The organism is Rhizobium sp. rho-13.1, from assembly GCF_007000305.1.
Lineage (GTDB): Bacteria > Pseudomonadota > Alphaproteobacteria > Rhizobiales > Rhizobiaceae > Rhizobium > Rhizobium rhododendri.
Genome location: NZ_SCFL01000004.1, coordinates 262550 through 281980, shown reverse-complemented (window position 1 = coordinate 281980; position 19431 = coordinate 262550). Strand labels below are relative to the sequence as shown.

At 61.4% G+C, this 19431-nt stretch carries 19 protein-coding genes and 1 pseudogene; 14 read left to right on the top strand and 6 right to left on the bottom strand.

From position 1 onward, the window contains the following. Position 1: 1 nt before the first annotated feature. From EQW76_RS14580 to EQW76_RS14565, 4 genes are all read right to left on the bottom strand, one after another. Complete coding sequence (locus EQW76_RS14580; protein WP_142829392.1) at positions 2-1021, bottom strand: ABC transporter permease; 1020 nt, start codon at positions 1019-1021, stop codon at positions 2-4. Next, a complete protein-coding gene (locus tag EQW76_RS14575) occupies positions 1018-1812 on the bottom strand; it encodes an ATP-binding cassette domain-containing protein (protein WP_142829394.1) in 795 nt (264 codons plus the stop codon). Before EQW76_RS14575 ends, EQW76_RS14580 begins: the two co-directional genes overlap by 4 nt. Before the next feature lie 87 nt (positions 1813-1899). Continuing rightward, on the bottom strand, positions 1900-2841 hold the full coding sequence (locus tag EQW76_RS14570; RefSeq protein ID WP_142829396.1) for a substrate-binding domain-containing protein: 942 nt from the start codon (positions 2839-2841) through the stop codon (positions 1900-1902). Positions 2842-2973: 132 nt separating this feature from the next. Then, positions 2974-3579, bottom strand: a complete 606-nt coding sequence (locus tag EQW76_RS14565; protein ID WP_142829398.1) for a cupin domain-containing protein — start codon at positions 3577-3579, stop codon at positions 2974-2976. Positions 3580-3936: 357 nt separating this feature from the next. Here EQW76_RS14565 and EQW76_RS14560 point away from each other — a divergent pair, with 357 nt between their 5' ends. The 6 genes and pseudogenes from EQW76_RS14560 to EQW76_RS14535 all read left to right on the top strand — a co-directional run bounded on the left by EQW76_RS14560 (position 3937) and on the right by EQW76_RS14535 (position 12956). After that, complete coding sequence (locus tag EQW76_RS14560) at positions 3937-5403, top strand: alpha-glucosidase/alpha-galactosidase (RefSeq protein WP_142829400.1); 1467 nt, start codon at positions 3937-3939, stop codon at positions 5401-5403. Positions 5404-5523: 120 nt separating this feature from the next. Continuing rightward, positions 5524-7608, top strand: a complete 2085-nt coding sequence (locus EQW76_RS14555) for an ABC transporter substrate-binding protein (protein WP_142829402.1) — start codon at positions 5524-5526, stop codon at positions 7606-7608. A gap of 117 nt (positions 7609-7725) precedes the next feature. Further along, positions 7726-8736, top strand: coding sequence for an ABC transporter permease (locus EQW76_RS14550; protein ID WP_142829403.1), 1011 nt, complete (start codon positions 7726-7728; stop codon positions 8734-8736). 74 nt (positions 8737-8810) lie between these two features. Continuing rightward, positions 8811-9881, top strand: a pseudogene (locus EQW76_RS14545) (ABC transporter permease); the annotation flags it as partial. A 13-nt stretch (positions 9882-9894) separates the two neighbouring features. Continuing rightward, on the top strand, positions 9895-11562 hold the full coding sequence (locus tag EQW76_RS14540; RefSeq protein ID WP_142829405.1) for an ABC transporter ATP-binding protein: 1668 nt from the start codon (positions 9895-9897) through the stop codon (positions 11560-11562). Between the two features lie 23 nt (positions 11563-11585). Further along, positions 11586-12956 carry an alpha-glucosidase/alpha-galactosidase gene (locus EQW76_RS14535; protein ID WP_142829406.1) on the top strand — a complete coding sequence of 457 codons (1371 nt, stop codon included), beginning with the start codon at positions 11586-11588 and terminating at the stop codon, positions 12954-12956. Between the two features lie 63 nt (positions 12957-13019). On the opposite strand, the gene EQW76_RS14530 is transcribed toward EQW76_RS14535, so the two are convergent. Together EQW76_RS14530 and EQW76_RS14525 are read right to left on the bottom strand one after the other, a co-directional pair. Beyond that, on the bottom strand, positions 13020-13652 hold the full coding sequence (locus EQW76_RS14530; RefSeq protein WP_142829408.1) for a DUF1109 domain-containing protein: 633 nt from the start codon (positions 13650-13652) through the stop codon (positions 13020-13022). Beyond that, positions 13639-14205 carry a sigma-70 family RNA polymerase sigma factor gene (locus tag EQW76_RS14525; protein ID WP_142825084.1) on the bottom strand — a complete coding sequence of 189 codons (567 nt, stop codon included), beginning with the start codon at positions 14203-14205 and terminating at the stop codon, positions 13639-13641. The genes EQW76_RS14530 and EQW76_RS14525 overlap by 14 nt, the downstream gene beginning before the upstream one ends. A 221-nt stretch (positions 14206-14426) precedes the next feature. Here EQW76_RS14525 and EQW76_RS14520 point away from each other — a divergent pair, with 221 nt between their 5' ends. The 8 genes from EQW76_RS14520 (at position 14427) to EQW76_RS14485 (ending at position 19391) form a co-directional block, all read left to right on the top strand. Beyond that, positions 14427-14696, top strand: a complete 270-nt coding sequence (locus EQW76_RS14520) for a DUF2282 domain-containing protein (RefSeq protein ID WP_142825083.1) — start codon at positions 14427-14429, stop codon at positions 14694-14696. Between the two features lie 41 nt (positions 14697-14737). Further along, positions 14738-15022: a DUF2282 domain-containing protein gene (locus tag EQW76_RS14515; protein WP_142825082.1), complete on the top strand. Its 285-nt coding sequence runs from the start codon at positions 14738-14740 to the stop codon at positions 15020-15022. A 76-nt stretch (positions 15023-15098) separates the two neighbouring features. Further along, positions 15099-15953, top strand: a complete 855-nt coding sequence (locus tag EQW76_RS14510; protein ID WP_142825081.1) for a DUF692 domain-containing protein — start codon at positions 15099-15101, stop codon at positions 15951-15953. Then, entirely contained in the window at positions 15913-16716 is an 804-nt protein-coding gene (locus tag EQW76_RS14505) for a DNA-binding domain-containing protein (RefSeq protein ID WP_224127998.1), read from the top strand. The genes EQW76_RS14510 and EQW76_RS14505 overlap by 41 nt, the downstream gene beginning before the upstream one ends. 18 nt (positions 16717-16734) lie before the next feature. Beyond that, complete coding sequence (locus EQW76_RS14500) at positions 16735-17217, top strand: DoxX family protein (protein WP_142825080.1); 483 nt, start codon at positions 16735-16737, stop codon at positions 17215-17217. 191 nt (positions 17218-17408) lie between these two features. Then, positions 17409-17828: a plastocyanin/azurin family copper-binding protein gene (locus EQW76_RS14495; protein WP_142829468.1), complete on the top strand. Its 420-nt coding sequence runs from the start codon at positions 17409-17411 to the stop codon at positions 17826-17828. A gap of 136 nt (positions 17829-17964) precedes the next feature. Then, the gene (locus EQW76_RS14490; RefSeq protein WP_142825079.1) at positions 17965-18405 is read left to right on the top strand and encodes a cytochrome c; all 441 of its coding nucleotides are present in this window, start codon (positions 17965-17967) and stop codon (positions 18403-18405) included. A gap of 71 nt (positions 18406-18476) precedes the next feature. Continuing rightward, positions 18477-19391, top strand: coding sequence for a cytochrome c (locus EQW76_RS14485; protein WP_142825078.1), 915 nt, complete (start codon positions 18477-18479; stop codon positions 19389-19391). The last annotated feature ends 40 nt before the right edge of the window (positions 19392-19431 follow it).

Genomic DNA, 19431 nt, shown 5'->3' with positions numbered 1-19431 from the left:
CTCAGCGGCTCCTCACCGCACCCTTGAAGATGCGGAAATTCAGCCAGATGGCGATCAGGATGATGGAGCCGGTGACGATCGGCGTCAGGAAGGGAGACATGTGCGCAAGGATCAAGCCGTTGGCGATGACCGCAACAGTGAGGGCGCCGAGCACGGTGCCGAGGATCGTGCCGCGACCGCCGAACAGGCTGGTACCCCCGAGCACCACAGCGGCGATGACGTCCAGTTCGAAGCCTTGGCCAGCATTCGACGAACCGGAACCCAGACGGGCAGCAAGGATGATGCCAGCAGCAGCAGCAGCGGTGCCGGAAATGACGTAGACCAGCAGCGTCGTCAGGCGGGTATTGACGCCGGCGCGGCGCACTGCCTCGGCATTGGCCCCGACGCCGGTCACATAGCGACCGAACGGCGTCTGGTTGAAGACGATAAAACTGACGACGAGAATGACGAGAGCGATCAGCGCCGGCACGGGGACACCGAGGAACCAGGCCCGGCCGAGAGCGGTGAACGGGTTTTCCGCATCGACCGGGATCGAATAGCCGCCGGTGATTAGCAGGGCGAGCCCGCGAATGACCGAGAGGCCGGCCAACGTGACGATGAAGGACGGGATGCGCTCATAGGCGATGAAGAAGCCCTGCAGCGCACCGACGAAGCCGCCGAGGGCCAGCATCAGCACCACGACCACAGCCCACGGAATACCCGCCTGCAGCGAGGCCGCCGAGAGCGTTGATGTCAGCGCCAGCACGGAACCGACGGAGAGATCGATGCCACCCGTGGTGATGACGAATGTCATGGCAGCGGCGACGATCAGCAGCGGTGCCGACTGGCGCACGACGTTGAGCAGATTGGGCGCCGTCAGGAAAGCCCCTGTTGCAACCGAGAAGACGATACAGACGACGAGGAAGAACAGCGCAATCGAGATGATGCTGCCATTCGCCATCGCCTTGTCGCGCAGCCGGGTCTTGTGAACACGCGGCGGTGCAGCGGCGTGCAGGGAAGGTTCAGTGGTGGAGACGGTCATGCCGGGATCCCCTGGTCTTTGTGGCCGGCGGAGCGGGCGTTGAACTTGCGGCCGACAATCAGGTTGACGACCTCTTCGATGCTGGTGTCCTCGATCCGCCGCTCTGCAACGTTGCGGCCCTCGTACATCACCTGAATGCGGTCGCAGACGAGGAACAGGTCCTGCAGGCGGTGGGTGATGAGAATGACGCTGACGCCACGGGCGCTGACGGTGCGGATCAGCTCCAGCACGGCCTCGACCTCGGCAACGGCAAGCGCTGCCGTCGGTTCGTCCATGATCAGCACCGAAGGATTAAAGGACGCCGCACGGCCGATGGCGATCGACTGGCGCTGCCCGCCGGAGAGATTTTCAACCTTCAGCCGCGTATCGGCAATGACGATGCCAAGCCGCTCGAGCATGTCGCGGGCCTCGTCGTGCATTTTCCTGTTGTCGAGGAACGGGACGCCGGCGATGTGTCGCCGCGGCTCGCGACCGAGGAATATGTTACCGGCAACGTCGACGCTGTCGCAGAGCGAGAGGTCCTGGTAGACCATCTCGACGCGTGCAGCACGGGAATCGGCCGGCGAGGCGAAGCTGACGGTCTTGCCGTCTATCTCGATGGTGCCAGCGTCGGGAATAACGGCGCCCGAGAGTACCTTGCTCAGGGTCGACTTGCCCGCCCCGTTGTCGCCGACGAGACCGAGGACTTCTCCCGGCTTCAGGTTCAGCGACACATTGTCGAGAGTCTGGATCGTGTTGTAGCGCTTGGAGATACCGGTCATCCTGACGCGGTAGGTATCGGCATTGGTCATATGATTTCACCTGACAGGGAGCGTTGCTCCACGGCTGTCAATTTGACCGCGGCTGTTGCCGGCCGCGGTCACACGGTTCGGGAGATCTTACTTGAACATGTCCTTGAACTTGTCGACATTGTCCTTGGTGACAATGGTGACCGGGACGTTGATGATCTTGTCGACCGAGCCGCCCTTGGAGATCTTGTCCAACGCTTCGACGGCAGCCTTGCCTTCGCCGGCCGGATCCTGCTGGATCACGCCCGCAACCCAACCGGCATCGATGCCTTCGATCGCCTGCTTGGTGAGGTCCCAACCGAAGACCTTGATGTCGCCGGTGCGACCCTGGCTGGTGACGGCCGAAACGGCGCCGAGCAGGGCCGGTTCGCCGGTGGCATAGAGCGTCGTCATGTCGGGATTGGCGGTCATCAGGTTTTCAGCGGCGCTCAAGGCCACGTCCTGGACATTCTGGCCATCGACGGTGTCGAGGAAGGTGACCTTCTCGCCGCTGTCGGTAACAGCCTTCTTGAAGCCGTCGAGGCGCTGGTTCTGGATGAACGAGTTGAGCGCGCCGACGACGCCGATCTTCGCCGACGCCTTCATATTGGTCTTGACATAGTCCGCGTAGAACTTGCCGATATCGCTGCCAGCCTTGGTGTTGTCGACGCCGACGAAGGCGATGTTGTCGCCGTCCGGGATCTGCGCATCGATGGCGATGACCGGGATGCCGGCTTTCTTGGCGGCAGTGACGGCCGGCTTGACGCCGTTGACGTCGATAGCGACGAGAATGATACCGTCGACCTTCTGGGTGATGTAATTTTCGATTGCGTCGTTCTGGGCGCTGGGCACGTTGTTGGCGTTGAAGATGACCAGGTCGGCACCGGCGGTCTTGGCAGCAGCCTTGGCACCGTCATTGATCTGGTTGAAGAACAGCGCCTGCTGGTTGATAGTGACGAGCGCGAACGTCTTGGCGGAGGCTGCGGCCGAACCGACGGCCATCGTCACCGCGATGGCTGCCGTGCAGGCCATCAGATATCTGGAAAATCGCATGTAGTTCCCCTTTTCGGATAGGCCCGTGACCGGGCTCATTGGCTTCAAGCCCAATCATAATTCAAGAGACTTGAATGATTGTCAAGATACTTGAATTAGCTTTAGCCGCCGAAATGAAGAACCTCCCGGAAGCTAGAAGGTCGCCGGTGTGTTGACCCAGAAAATACTGGCTCGCTCGCTACCGACGTTGCGGTACCAGTGCGGCATTTCCGATTTGAAGACGAAACTATCGCCTTGCGCAAGCCGAAAGGTCCGCTCGCCGACCATCAACTCGATTTCCCCGGCAAGGAGATATCCGACTTCCTCGCCCGCATGCTGGATGGGACCGGCACTCTCGCCGCCGGCCTCGATGTGATGGATGTTGCACTGAAGCAGGTGGCCTGCCGAATAGGGGATGACGCGCTCGAGGGAAATGCCTTCGCCACGGCGCAGCGGATCGAGCGCGATCAGCGGCCTGTCGCCGGCCCGGAAAATGATGCCCTCGTCGCCGTCGGCTTCCTCGAACATCCAGCCGATATTGGTGCCCAGCACGCCCACCAGCCGGTGCAGCATCGGCAACGATGGCGACGCCTTGCCGTTCTCGATCTTCGACAACAGGCTTTCCGAGCAGTCCGCAGCTGTCGACAGCGCCTTCAGCGTCATTCCCAATGTCTGCCGCGCCAGCCGCAGCCGCACGCCGAGTTGCGAAGGCGCGAAGGTCTGGCCGTCGTGGGCTGCCGGTTTGTCCATCTTGTTCATCTGCGGTGCCAGGCTGTTGTTTTGAAGTACCGATGAGACAGCTTACGGGACGAGCGCGCCGTCTGTCCAGAGATTGCGTTGCGGCGAGAAAAGGCTCGATTGCCCTTCCACCGGCGGCGATCAGGCGGGTAATGGGAGATCGTTTCGACAGCACAAAATTACCCTTGAAAGCATAATAGTTCTCTGGTCGCACGATGCATAATCGGCATAATCCCGGCCAGACAAGAGTGCCGAACGATCCGCCGAGGAGAGGCGGGAGGACGCGAGCCTGCAGCGATGCAAGGCCGTTGGAGACCACGGGCAAGGTTGCAGCAGATGCAGTCGCGCATCGTTCGCTTGACAGACAGGGTGAGGATCATGAGTTTCAAAATCGCTATTATCGGCGCAGGCAGTGTCGGCTTCACGAAGAAGCTTTTCACCGACATCCTTTGCATTCCAGAGTTCCACGACGTCGAATTCGCTCTCACGGACCTCAGCGAACACAATCTCGGGATGATCAAGGCGATCCTCGATCGCATCGTCGAAAGCAGCAAGCTGCCGACCCGGGTGACCGCCACGACCAATCGTCGCGAGGCGATCGAGGGTGCCCGCTACATCATCAGTTGCGTGCGCGTCGGTGGCCTCGAAGCCTATGCCGACGATATCCGCATCCCTTTGAAATACGGCATCGACCAGTGCGTTGGCGATACGATCTGCGCCGGCGGCATTCTTTACGGCCAGCGCAATATTCCTGTCATACTCGATTTCTGCAAGGATATCCGCGAGGTTGCCGAGCCCGGTGCGAAGTTCCTGAACTACGCCAACCCGATGGCGATGAACACCTGGGCGGCTATCGAATACGGCAAGGTCGACACCGTCGGTCTCTGCCACGGCGTCCAGCACGGCGCGGAACAGATCGCCGAAGTGCTTGGAGCCACGTCCAAGGACGAACTGGACTACATCTGCTCGGGGATCAACCACCAGACCTGGTTCGTCGACCTCAGGCTCAGGGGCCGCAAGATCGGCAAGGACGAATTGGTCGCCGCTTTCGAAGCGCATCCCGTCTTCTCGCAGCAGGAAAAGCTGCGCATCGACGTGCTGAAGCGCTTCGGGGTCTATTCGACCGAGAGCAACGGCCATCTGTCCGAATACCTGCCGTGGTACCGCAAGCGGCCTGAAGAGATCGGCAAGTGGATCGACATGTCGGACTGGATCCACGGCGAGACTGGCGGCTACCTGCGCCACTCGACGGAGACGCGCAACTGGTTCGAAACCGAATTCGATCAGATCCTCGAATCCGCCTCCGCACCGATAGATCCGGCCCGCCGCTCCAACGAGCATGCGAGCCATATCCTCGAAGCGCTGGAGACCAACCGGGTCTATCGCGGCCACTTCAACGTCAAGAACAATGGCATCATTACCAATCTGCCGTCAGATGCGATTATCGAGTCGCCCGGCTTCGTCGATCGCTTCGGCATCAACATGGTGGCCGGCATCACGCTGCCGGAAGCTTGCGCCGCCACCTGCATCGCCTCGATCAACGTCCAGCGGATGTCTGTCCATGCTGCCGTCACCGGCGACATCGACCTTTTGAAGCTGGCCGTCTTGCACGATCCGCTCGTCGGTGCTGTCTCGACGCCGGAAGAGGTCTGGCAGATGGTCGACGAAATGGTGGTCGCCCAGGCGCGCTGGTTGCCGCAATATGCCGATGCCATCGAGCCTGCGAAGGAAAGGCTTTCGCGATCGAAGGTCAAGACAGGCGACTGGAAGGGCGCGGCGACACGCAATGTCCGGTCGATCGAGGAACTGCGCGTAGAAAAGGCCAGCCTGAAACAGGCCAGTTGAGATTGCAGGGACGAACGGTGGCGGAGCGCTTGAGGAGAGGCGCCCGCTCATACCGTACGCCCTGATTTGGAGGAGCGGAGCTGTCTTTGAAGGAGGCAGTTCACGACAAGGGGAGAGACAATGAGCCATTTCCGATCCATCAGCCTGGCAGCGGGTCTGGCGCTTGCGGCGTCCGTCATCGCGATGAACGCCCATGCCGCCGAGCCGACAATTGCGCCGGTCGCGCCGACTTTTCCGGCCGAAGGCAAGATCAAGTATGTCGCGCGCGACTCCATCCTCGAATTCAAGGCGCTGCCCGAATATCACGAGCCGGACTGGGTGACGGAAAAGTTCGTCAAGACGGGCAAGCTGCCGCCCGTCAAGGACCGCCTGCCGAAGGAGCCGATGGTCTACAAGACCGGCAACATGACCAACGGCATCGGCGTCTACGGCGATACGCTGCGCCATGTCATCGGCGGTCGGCCGGAGGGCTGGAACTACGGTGCCGGACAGAGCCAGGGCTGGGGCGGCATCGATATCGGCCTGTCCGAGTGCCTGACCCGCACCGCGCCGCTGTTCCAGGTCGAGGCCAAGGATACCGAGCCGCTGCCGAACCTTGCCAAGAGCTGGGAGTGGTCGCCGGATGGCCATAAGCTGACCATGCACCTGATCGAGGGCGCCAAATGGTCCGATGGCGTCGCTTTCAACGCCGACGACGTGATGTTCTACTGGGACGACGAAGTGGTGGACCCCAACGTCTCGCCGCTGAACGGAGCCACGCCCGAGACCTTCGGAGTAGGCACGACGCTCAAGAAGGTCGATGACTATACCGTCGAGTGGACGTTCAAGGAAGCATTCCCGCGGCAATATCTGTTCGCCATGGCCTACGGCACCTTCTGCCCGGGTCCGTCGCATATCTTGAAGCCGCAGCATCCGAAATACTCGAAGAACACCTACGATCAATTCAAGAATGCCTTCCCGCCGGAATTCATGAACATGCCTGTGATGGGCGCCTGGGTGCCGGTCGAATACCGCCCTGACGACATCATCGTCATGCGCCGCAATCCCTATTACTGGAAGGTCGACGAGAAGGGTAACCAGCTGCCCTATCTCAACGAGGCCCACTACAAGCTCTCGACATGGGCGGATCGCGACGTGCAGGCCGTGGCCGGCTCCGGCGATATCTCCAACCTCGAGCAGCCTGAAAATTTCGTTGCCTCGCTGAAGCGTGCCGCGCAGCCTGACGCACCGGCGCGCCTCGCCTTCGGTCCGCGCCTGACGGGCTATAATCTCTCCATGAACTTCTCCGCCAACGGCTGGGGACAGCCGGATGCACGCGAGCAGGCCATCCGCGAACTGAACCGCAATCTCGACTTCCGCAAGGCGGTGACGATGGCGCTCGATCGCAAGGCCATCGGCGAGTCCCTGGTCAAGGGGCCGTTCACGGCGATCTATCCCGGCGGGCTCTCCTCCGGCACCAGCTTTTACGACCGCCAGTCCACGGTTTACTACCCTTATGATCTCGCCGCAGCCAAGGCCGAACTCGCCAAGGCCGGGCTGAAGGATACCGATGGCGACGGCATCGTCAACTTTCCGGCTGGCACTGCAGGCGGCAAGGATGTCGAGATCGTGCTGCTGGTCAACAACGACTACGGCACCGACAAGAGCCTTGCCGAGGGCGTGATAGCCCAGATGGAGAAGCTCGGGATCCGCGTGATCCTCAACTCCCAGACGGGCACCAAGCGCGACGACGCCAATTACGCCGGTCGTTTTGACTGGATGATCATGCGCAATCACACCGAACTGTCTTCGGTGGTCCAGAACACCGAGCAGCTTGCGCCAATCGGCCCACGGACGAGCTTCCATCACCGGTCGCCGGAAAGCGGCGAGCTCGACCTGATGCCCTTCGAGCAGCAGCTCGTCGACATCGTCCGCAAGTTCATCACCACCCAGGACAACGATGAGCGCACCAGCCTGATGAAGCAGTACCAGAAGATCTACACCGAGAACGTCAACACGGTCGGCCTGACCGAGTATCCGGGCGCGCTGATCATCAACAAGCGCTTCTCGAACATCCCTCAGGGAACGCCGATCTTCATGTTCAACTGGGCCGAGGACGCGATCATCCGCGAGCGCATCTTCGTGGCAGCCGACAAGCAGGGCAAATACGAGCTCTTCCCGCAACAACTACCGGGCGCGCCGGGCGGCAAGGGGCCGATAGACTAGCCTCCCAAGGCAGTGAGGTATCCGGCCGCAGAGCAAGGCGGCCGGATATCTCTGAAACATGCAGTCCGTTCCACAAACCCGAACTGTCAGACGGCAACAAGAGAAGCGAAAAATCCCATGTTGCGATTTCTAATGGTCCGCATCGCCTCGGCGATACCGATCCTGTTCATCCTCAGCCTGGTGACCTTCACGATCATCCAGGCGCCGCCGGGCGACTACGCCGACTACATCCGCTCGCAGGCTATGAACCAGGGCGGCGCATCCTTCGCGCAGGCCGATGCGCAGGCGCAGGCCTATCGCACGGAGCACGGCCTCGATAAATCGCTGCCGGTGCAATACCTGAACTGGATCGGCGGCATCGTCACGCGCGGCGATTTCGGCTACAGCATGTATTACAACAAGCCGGTGGCCGATGTGGTCGGCGAGCGTCTTCCGAGAACGCTGATACTGGCGCTTGTCTGTCATATCCTCGCGTCGATCCTCGGCATTTCTTTCGGCATCATCGCCGCCACCCGCCAGTATAGCTGGATCGACAGCGTGCTCTCGGCGGTCGCCTTCCTCGGCATGACGGTGCCGCGCTTCCTGATGGCGCTGATCATCGTCTATCTCCTGGTCTTCCAGCTCAATGTCGCGGAAATCGGCAGCTTCTATTCGCCGCAATATGGCGGCGCACCGTGGTCATTCGCCAAACTCGGAGACCTCATCCATCACGTCTGGCCGGTTGTCGCCATCGCCACTTTCGGCGGTCTTGCGTACAACATGCGCATCATGCGCGGTAATCTGCTGGATACGCTGAATGCCCAGTATGTCGAGACTGCACGCGCGAAGGGATTGAGCGGCGCTGCCGTCGTCATGCGCCACGCAGTGCCGAATGCACTGCATCCGCTGGTCATGTATCAGGGCGTCGTGCTGCCTTATATGCTCACCGGCGAAATCGAGACGGCGATTATCTTCGCGCTCCCGACCGTCGGCCCGGCCATTGTCGGGTCTATGGCCGTCGGCGACGTCTATGTCACGGCGACCTTCATGATGGTGCTGTCAGCCACCCTAATCGTCGGCAACATCATCGCCGACCTGCTGCTGGCCCTGCTCGATCCCCGCGTCCGCCAACAGGGAGGAGCTTTCTGATGGGTGCCTTCATCAAAACGGACTTGCCCCAGCCAGTCGTCGAGCCTCAGGTCGAGAAGGTCAAGTTGAGAGGCGGCAACGAGAGTTACCCGGCCCTCGTCTGGCGCCGGCTGAAGCGCTCGTGGACAGGCATGGGCGGGTTGATCCTGGTTGCACTGCTGCTGCTGATGTCGATCTTTGCCGAATTCGTGGCGCCGATGGATCCGAAGGCCACCGACAGCGGCTTCGCACCGCCGCAGATCATCAGCTTCCACGATAAGGATGGCGGCCTTGTGCTCCAGCCACGCGTTTACGCGCTGGCTGAAACCGATGCCCTCGATCCTGTCACGTTCCAGCCCGTCGTCGGTCCGGACTACAGCAATCCGCGACTGATCGGCCTGTTCGTCAAGGGCGACAGGTACGACCTGTTCGGCCTGATCCCCGGCAACCGCCATCTGTTCGGCTCGACGGACGGCCAGGCGGTACATTTCCTAGGCACCGACAAGTTCGGCCGCGACGTGCTGTCGCGCGCCATCTACGGATCGCGCGTGTCGCTGATGATCGCGCTGACCGTCGTGTTCATCGTCACCGTCGTCGGCACGACTGTTGGCATGGTGTCCGGCTATTTCGGCGGCACGTTCGATGCCTGGATGCAGCGCTTCGTCGACCTCGTACTGGCCTTTCCGCAATTGCCGCTCTACCTGGCGCTGACGTCGCTGATCCCCGTCACCGCGCCGACCAATGTCTTCCTCGCCTTCGTCATCTTCGTCATGTCGGCACTCGGCTGGGCGCAGATGTCGCGCGAGGTGCGCGGCAAGACGCTGGCGCTCGCCCGCATCGACTATGTCCGGGCGGCAATGGCCGTCGGCGCCACCGACCGGCGCATCATCATGCAGCACATTTTTCCCAACGTCATGAGCCATGTCATCGTCTCCGTGACGCTCGCCATCCCGAGCGTCGTGCTGCTCGAATCCTTCCTTGGCTTCCTCGGTTTCGCCGTCAAGCCGCCGCTGATCTCCTGGGGCCTGATGCTGCAGGATACCTCGACCTATTCGGTCATTGGCTCCTATCCCTGGATCCTCACCCCCGTCGCCTTCGTGCTCGTCACCGTCTTTGCGTTCAATGCGCTCGGCGACGGTCTGCGCGATGCTGTCGATCCCTACTGAAGGAAGACGCACCATGGCTCTTTCCGTCGTCGAAAATTTCGCTCCCGTGCTGCGGCTCGATCATCCAAGCCGAACGACAGCGCCGATCATCGATGCCCGCAATGTCGCGGTCAACTTCAAGGTCGAGGACGGTATAGTCGAGGCTGTGAAGGATATCTCCTTTCAACTCTACCGCGGCGAGACCATTGCGATCGTCGGCGAATCCGGGTCCGGCAAGTCCGTCACCGCCCGCACCGTCATGGGCCTGCTCACCAAGCGTGCCATCGTCGCACCGCAGTCGACCGTCGCCTATGACGGGCGCAACGTGCTGAAATTCTCCGAGCGCGAACGCCGCAAGCTGCGCGGCGACAGGATCTCGATGATCTTCCAGGAGCCGATGAGTTCACTGAACCCGATCTACACCATCGGCAGCCAGATCGTCGAAGCCATCCGCGTCCATCGCCGCGTCAGCCGGCAGGACGCCTACAAGCGGGCGCTTGAACTACTGGAAAAGGTACAGATTCCAGACCCGAAGGCCCGGCTCAACCAGTATCCGCATCAACTTTCGGGCGGCCAGCGGCAGCGGGTGATGATCGCGATGGCGCTTGCTAACGATCCGGACGTGCTGATCGCCGACGAGCCGACGACGGCGCTTGACGTCACGGTGCAGGCGCAGATCCTCAACCTGATCCGCGACCTGCAGAAGCAACTCGGCATGGCGGTGATCCTGATCACCCACGACCTGACAGTGGTCAAACAGTTTTCCGACTACGTCTACGTGATGCAGCTTGGCGAAATGCGCGAGCACAACACGACGGCGCAGCTGTTCGCCAATCCGCAGCACCCGTACACCCGCCATCTGCTCGGCTCCGAGCCAAAGGGGCACGCCAAGCCGCTGCCGGAAGGTTGCGAGCCGATCCTCGAAGCCAAGTCCGTGCGCGTTTCCTTCATGTTGAAGCACGGCACCTTCTTCAAGCCGGAAATGCGCGAGCTGGTCGCCGTCGGCGGCCTCGACCTCGAATTGCGCCGGCATGAAACGCTCGGCATCGTCGGCGAATCCGGCTCCGGCAAGACCACGTTCGGGCAAGCGCTGCTGCGGCTGATCAATGCCGATAGCGGCGAGATCTATTTCGACCGCCAGCCGATCCACGATCATTCGCGCAACGACATGCGGCCCCTGCGCTCACGCATGCAGATCGTCTTCCAGGATCCGTTTTCATCGCTCAATCCGCGCATGCCGGTCGGGCAGATCATCGAGGAAGGGCTGATCGTCAACAACATCGGCGCCAACAAGGCGGAACGGCTGGCACGGGTGAAGGAGGCACTGGTATCGGCCGGCATGCCGTCCAACATACTGTCGCGCTTCCCGCATGAATTTTCCGGTGGCCAGCGCCAGCGCATCGCAATCGCGCGGGCCATCGCTCTCGAGCCGGAATTCATCCTGCTCGACGAACCGACATCGGCGCTGGACCTTTCCGTCCAGGCCCAGATCATCGACCTGCTGCGCAAGCTGCAGGACGAGCGCGGCCTCAGCTATCTCTTTATTTCGCACGATCTGAAAGTCGTGCGCGCTCTTTGCCACCGCGTGATCGTCATGCAGAATGGCAATATCGTCGAGCAGGGCCCCGTCGAAGACGTCCTCTCCCACCCCAAGACCGCCTACACCGAACGGCTCGTCAAAGCCGCATTCGAGGTAGCTTGAACATTTTTTGTCCGGAGGCTTACATGGCAAACAACCCCAAAATCACTTTCATCGGCGCCGGTTCAACCGTCTTCATGAAGAATATCATCGGCGACGTGCTGCAGCGTCCCGCCCTGTCAGGCGCCAGGATCGCGCTGATGGATCTCAATCCACAGCGTCTCGAAGAGAGCGCCATCGTTGCCCGCAAGCTGGCGTCGACACTAGGCGCCTCGGCCACGGTCGAAACCTTTACCGATCAACGCCGGGCGCTGGACAAGGCGGCTTTCGTGGTCGTCGCCTTCCAGATCGGCGGCTACGAGCCCTGCACTGTCACCGACTTCGAGGTGCCGAAGAAATACGGCCTGCGCCAGACCATTGCCGACACGCTCGGCGTCGGCGGCATCATGCGCGGCCTGCGCACCGTCCCCCATCTGTGGAAGATCTGCGAGGACATGCTGGCCGTCTGCCCGGACGCGATCCTGCTGCAATACGTCAACCCGATGGCGATCAACACCTGGGCAATTTCCGAGAAATACCCGACCATCAAGCAGGTCGGCCTCTGCCATTCCGTACAGGGCACGGCAATGGAACTCGCCGAGGATCTCGAGATTCCCTACGAGGAAATCCGCTATCGCTCGGCCGGCATCAACCACATGGCCTTCTTCCTGAAGTTCGAGCATCGCCAGCCGGATGGCTCCTACCGCGATCTCTATCCGGACCTGCTGCGCGGCTACCGCGAAGGCCGGGCGCCGAAGCCGACATGGAACCCGCGCTGCCCTAACAAGGTGCGCTACGAGATGCTGACGCGGCTCGGCTACTTCGTCACCGAGAGTTCGGAGCATTTCGCGGAGTACACCCCCTACTTCATCAAGGAAGGCCGCGAAGACCTGATCGAGAAGTTCGGCATTCCGCTCGATGAATACCCGAAACGCTGCATCGAGCAGATCGCCAAGTGGCAAAGCCAGGCGGATACATACCGGAGCGCCGACAAGATCGAAGTCGCGCAGTCGAAGGAATACGCCTCGTCGATCATCAACTCGGTCTGGACCGGCGAACCCTCGGTGATCTACGGCAACGTCCGCAACAACGGCTGCATCACCTCGCTGCCGACCAATTGCGCCGCCGAGGTCCCTTGCCTGGTCGATGCGTCGGGGATCCAGCCCACCTACATCGGCGCCCTGCCGCCACAGCTGACGGCCCTGATGCGCACCAACATCAACGTGCAGGAACTCACGGTCCAGGCGCTGATGACGGAGAACCGCGAGCACATATACCATGCCGCCATGATGGACCCGCACACAGCCGCCGAACTCGATCTCGACCAGATCTGGTCGCTGGTCGATGACCTGCTGGCAGCCCACGGCGAATGGCTGCCGGAATGGGCCCGCACCAAAAAAGCCGCACAGGCGGCCTGATCTACCGCTCTCCTCCCCGAAGAATGGGCGTCGCAGCTATGCTGCGGCGCCCACCTGGTAATTTCACCACCGGAGCAAGCGGTTGCCGAGCAGTGCGCCGATGCCGGTGACGAGGGTGACGGCCATCATGTACCAGGATGCGACGAACAGAGGGCTGTCGTCGGGGCAGTGCCAGGCATAGATGGCAGCCGCGATACCGCCAGCCGCAAGGCCGGCGACAGCGCCCGCCAGCCGCGGACTTTCCGGCGCTCCATGGCGGAGGGCGAGCATGAAGCCCGCGAGCGGCACCAGCGACAATACCGGGATGAATATGAGGCAGAATGCGGCGTGTTGACCCATCATGCTGGATTTCCACACGACCTCGGGAACGACCATCAGTTCGCTGGCGACTGCCACGACCAACGCCGCAAGCGGCAGCAACAACCAGCGCGAGATCGTCAGCGATGCACCGGGGCGGCCGATCCGAAAGACGAGGACGCAGGCGATAATTGCCAATGTCAGTGTCAAGAGCAGCTTGAAAGCGACACGCACCGTATCGATCGCATCCGCCATATCGGCACGCATGCCGATGGTCGACAGTAGCAGGACGGCGGATCCAACGATGCCGATCGCCAACGCCAGCGCCAGTCTGCGGCCGAGCCGTACACGGACCGGGGCGTCTTCCGCCAGGAGGCTGATCAGGTCATTCGTCTTCACGCGTTTCACTCCGATAGAACAGGGCCAGGGACTTCAAGGCCCGATGCAGCGCAACGCGCACCGCACCTTCCGTCATTTTAAGCCTTGCGGCCGTTTCGCCGATGCTCGTTCCCTGCAGGGAGATAGAGCGGACTATGTCGCGCTGCGGATCCTTCAGATGCTGCAGAATCCGTTCCGCGTCGAGCCGGTCGAACCCATCGCTCGACGGCTCGGCTTCGAGCGTTTCGATGACGTCCTCGATCGGCACGTTGACCCTGCGGCCCCTTCGCCTAAGGCTGTCGATCAGCTTGTTGCGGACGATGACCGACAGCCATGGACCGATGGGGCGGGCAGGGTCCCAGGTTCCCCGCTTCAGGTGCACAGCAAGAAGCACTTCCTGAACGACATCTTCCGCTTCGCTCGGCGGCGCGCCAAGCTGCTCGCAGCGTCTTCTCGCCATGGCTCGCAGATAAGGTGTCACTGCCGTCAGAAATCGGGTGTAGGCCTGCGTGTCGCCTTCGATGGCGCTGCGCATCCACTCCGCCCATTGCTCTTCGCGCGCTGAATAATTCAACCCACATCATCCCCTACGGCGAGACGCACAATCTTGTTACCGATGCTGCTACAATCTTTTGCACTCTGCCAATATCCTTGCAGGCAAGCCTTGTCCCGCGCATTCGCCAGGACGGCAAGGGCCGTTTGCAAAAAGATTTCGAACGGCCTGTAACAACCCTCGGGTCGTCGCCGTAGTCCCTGTTGCGAGCCAATCACGGCTCATCGACGGGAGACAAAATTATGAAGAACAGCATCGCTACACTGGCACTGGCCGGCTCGCTGGCATCGGCACTCGCAACCATTACCGCCCCTGCAGCCTTCGCCGCCGACACCAAGGAAAAGTGCTACGGCGTCGCCATGAAAGGCCAGAACGACTGCGCTGCCGGCAAGCACGATTGCGCCGGCAAGTCGACGATGAGCTACGACAAGGCATCCTTCAAGCTCGTACCGACCGGCACCTGCGTTTCGATGAAGACGCCGCATGGCCATGGCATGCTGAAGCCGGTCTGAGCCGAAACGCCCGCACAGCGATCCATTCATCGGAGTTTGATATGACCAACCTTACGACAACCGTCGTCGTCGCCTCTCTGGCAACGGCCTTGAGCCTCATCGGCGCCGTCTCGGCCTCGGCCGCCGATGCCAAGAAGGAAAAATGCTACGGCGTCGCCCTCAAGGGCCAGAACGATTGCGCCGCCGGTGCCGGCACCACATGCGCCGGTACCTCCAAGGTCGACTACCAGCAGAACTCCTGGAAGCTCGTTCCCGCCGGCAGCTGCGTCACGATGACGACACCCAAGGGCCACGGCACGCTGACCCAGGGTCCGGCCCCGATCTGAGCCTACTGCGAGGCGACCTCAGCCAAGAGCGGCGGCACGATTGTCGTGCCGCCCCCGTTATCGAAGGGAGAGTGCCATGAAATCCCCCACACTGCCGGGCCGTGCCGGCGTCGGCTTCAAACCGGAGCATTTTTCCGCCATCGATGCCGAGCGACAGCCGATCGGCTTCTTCGAGGTGCATGCCGAAAACTACATGGGTGCCGGCGGACCGCCGCATGCCCGCCTTAGCCGCCTGCGCGAGGATTATGCCCTGTCGATCCATGGCGTCGGCCTCTCCATCGGCTCGATGCAGGCGCTCGACACCGCGCATCTCTACAGGCTCAAGATGCTCTGCGATCGCTACGAGCCGGAGAGCTTTTCCGAGCACCTGGCCTGGTCGAGCCACGACAGCGTTTTCCTCAACGACCTGCTACCGCTTCCCTATACGGAGGAGACGCTGGCCCGTGTCGCGGAACATATAGACGAGGTGCAGACGACGATGAAGCGCCAGATGCTGCTGGAAAATCCGGCCACCTACCTGCTGTTCGAGGAGAGTTGCATCGACGAAACCGAGTTCCTTGCGGAACTGGTCCGTCGCACCGGCTGCGGCCTGTTGCTGGACGTCAACAACGTGTTCGTCGCCTCCACCAACCATCACATGAACCCCCGCGAGTACCTTGCCCGCTTCCCGCTGCAGGCCGTGCGCGAAATTCATCTGAGCGGCCATTCCGAAACCACCGACGACGCCGGCGCGCCGCTGCTGATCGATAGCCACGACACGCCGGTCAAGGATCCCGTCTGGGCGCTCTACGAAGAGGTAATTGCCCGCACCGGCCCCGTAGCGAGCCTGGTGGAATGGGACAACGACGTTCCGTCCTGGGCTATCTTGCGTGCCGAAGCGGAAATGGCCGATGCAATCCTGCAACGGGCCGCTGCCCGCCAAGCAGCCTGAGGTCGCCATGTCCCTCGACACACAGGCCCAGTTTGCTAACGCCCTGGGCGACCCGCGCCGCGACATGCCGGACGGCCTGACCGCCTGGAACGGGCGGCACCCCGCACGGCGGTTCGACGTCTACCGCAACAACGTCGCCATGGCCCTGACAGGCGCGTTGTCGGCGCGGTTTCCGGTCACTGTCGAGATCGTCGGCGAGGCATTCTTTACAGCCATGGCGCTTGAATTCGTCCGCTGCCATCCACCACTTTCGCCTCTGCTTCTGGCCTACGGTGACGATTTTGCCGCCTTCGTGGTTGAGTTCGAACCGGCCCGGGAATTGACATATCTGCCCGATGTCATCCGCCTGGAGGCTGCCCGCAGCATGGCCTATAACGCCGGGGACAGCATGCCGCTCGACGGCGCAGAGCTTGCAACGGTTGCGCCGGAGCATCTCGCCGGGGTCATTATCCGACCGCATCCGTCAATGTCCGTCCTGCGCTTCACCACGCCGGCCGTTACCATCTGGGCGATGAATGCGGGGGAACTGGAGCTCGCGCCGATAGACGATTGGCGCGGTGAAGACGCGATGATCGTCAGGCCGCAAATGATCGTCAATATTCATCGCCTGCCACCGGGCGGAGCAACCTTCGTGACGGCGCTGGCCGAAGGCCAAACGCTCGGGACGGCGGCAGTGGCTGCCATCAATGAGGCCCCAGACTTCGACCTGTCCACCAATCTCGCGGGCATCCTGCAATCCGGCGCCTTCGCCGCAATCATCTGATCCATCTGGAGACACATCATGACCGACGATATAACCCTGGCCGCAAGGCCGGACCGCACGCTGCTGGGGAAAAGTCGCGCCATACTGCGTCTCCTCGATCGTATTCCGCACGACGCAATCGCATTGCTTTCGCGGCTGTCGATTGCCGCCGTCTTCTGGCAATCGGGCGAAACGAAGGTCGACGGCTGGCATGTCACCGACAATGCCGTCTATCTGTTCGAGACGGAGTACAAGCTGCCTTTCGTCGATCCATGGCTTGCAGCCCACCTGTCGGCATTCGCCGAACATTTTTTCCCCCTGCTGCTGGTGATCGGGTTTGCCAGCCGGCTCTCGGCACTGGCACTGCTGGGGATGACTTTGGTCATCGAGATCTTCGTCTATCCCGACGCTTGGCCAACCCACGGCACATGGGCTGTCTGCTTCCTCGTCATCATCGCCGGCGGACCCGGAAGACTGTCCGTCGATCATCTCATCGCCCGTCGTACAGGCGTCACCATCTGAAGGCAAAACTATCCGTATTCGGGCAAGCCGGTATTTGTTTCTACGAGGTTGCTCGCCATCGCAAGTCAAGGAAATCAGGGACTTGTTAACTAAACTTGGCCCCTGTAAGCTTCTTGTAATAAACACTCGCGATGAAGCTTGCACGGTAATCACCGTGCAAAAAGGAGGACTTGTCGATGAATGTCTTGAAAATGACTTTTGCCACTGTTGCGGCAGTAACTCTGGTCGCCTTTGCTTCGCCCTCATGGGCCGAGACGACGATCAAGGTGGTTGAAACCGGCGAGGGCGGGGGCGCTATGGGTCTCAAGCTCGATCCGATGACCGTCAAGGCCGGCCCGGCTGTCCTTTCTGTTCACAACGATGCAGCGACGGAAAATCACGAGATGATCGTGGTCAAGCTCAAGTCGGCCGACCAGAAGATCCCGTTGAACACCGCCAAGCACCGGGTCGACGAGAAGCAGCTGAAGAGCCTTGGTGAAGTCTCCGACCTGAAGCCAGGCGCCAACGGCGAGCTCAAGGTCAATCTGAAGCCCGGCAGCTACCTTGTGTTCTGCAACATCAAGGGACACTATGAAGCTGGCATGGCTGCAACCTTGACAGTCACGCCCTGAAACCAGCCGAGGTCGCCCCCGCTCGATGGCGCGGCCTCGACCCCTCGTCGTTGACAGCCAGCAGGTTCGCGAAACGCCCGACAGTGCCTTTCCGGCCACCACCTGGACAGAGTTCCTCATGATCGGAGACAAAGCTATGCGCGCCAAAATGATGATGACTACATTCGTCGTTGCAATGGGATTGACTGCCGCCTTCGCTGCTGACGAGGGAACCAAGCCTGCCCGCGAGGCCATGATGAAGAAGATCGGCGGTTCCGTCGGCATCATGGCGGCAATGGCAAAGGGCGACAAGCCATACGATGCAGCGGCAGTGAAAGCTGCTCTCATGACGATTTCGGAAACGGCCAAGGCCTTCCCGGACCAGTTCAAGCCGGATTCGGACAAGACCGACAAGGCTGCAAGCCCGAAGATCTGGGAAAACCCGGCCGACTTCAAGGCGCATGCCGACAAGCTCTCGGCCGATGCCGAGATGATCGCCATGAAACTGCCGGCAGACGCTGCAGCCCTCGGCCCGGCATTGAAGCAGCTCGGCGCGGATTGCAGCAGCTGTCATCAGGTCTACCGGCAGAAGGAGTAGCGCGCCTCCGGTTGCAGCGGCGCGTTGACTGACATCGCCAAATCCGCCGAAACTGAAATGGGAGGAAGACCTTGATCCTGAATTTTCGGCGGGTCCTGGCAATCATTGCTGGCGCCGCCCTTGCTGGCGTGGCGGGATTTTATGTCCTGACCAAGCCAACTCCACTTCCCGATAGCCATTGGGCCAACCTCGGAACTCCGGACGTCAAGAAGGGCGAGATGGTTTTCTGGACGGGCGGCTGTTCGAGCTGCCATGCGGCCAAAGGTGCGGAAGGCGATGCAAAGCTCGTCCTCTCCGGCGGCCTCGCGCTCAAGAGCCCGTTTGGCACGTTTCATGTGCCGAACATCTCCCCGGATGACACCGCAGGTCTTGGCAAGTGGACACTTGCGCAGTTCGGCAACGCCATGAAACGCGGCGTTGGACCCGACGGCGAACATCTTTATCCGGCTTTCCCTTACGGCTCCTACAGCCGCATGAGCGATGCCGATGTGAACGACCTGTTCGGCTACCTGAAGACATTGCCGAAGAGCAGCAACGTCGCACCACCCCACGAGCTGCCGTTTCCTTTCAACATCCGGCTGTTGCTCGGCGGCTGGAAACTCTTGTACTTCAGTGAAAAGCCACGCGTCGTGCTGGACAATCCGAGCGACAAGGTGAAGCGCGGACAATACATCGTCGAGGGACCCGGTCACTGCGGCGAATGCCATACCCCGCGCGATCCGCTGGGTGGCTTCAAGGCCGACAGCTGGCTTGCGGGCGCCCCCAATCCTGAGGGAGAGGGCAACATTCCCGATATCACGCCCGGCTCAAAGTCGATCGGATCCTGGAGCGAAGCCGATATCGCAAGCTATCTGGAAACCGGCATGACTCCGGATTTCGACAGCGTCGGCGGTTCCATGGTGGAGGTCCAGCAGAACCTCGCCCATCTGCCCGCCTCGGACCGCGAAGCGATCGCCGCCTATCTCAAGGCGATACCGTCGAGGTGACGCGGGCGAGACGTCATTTGTCCCAACCGCTTGCTTTGAA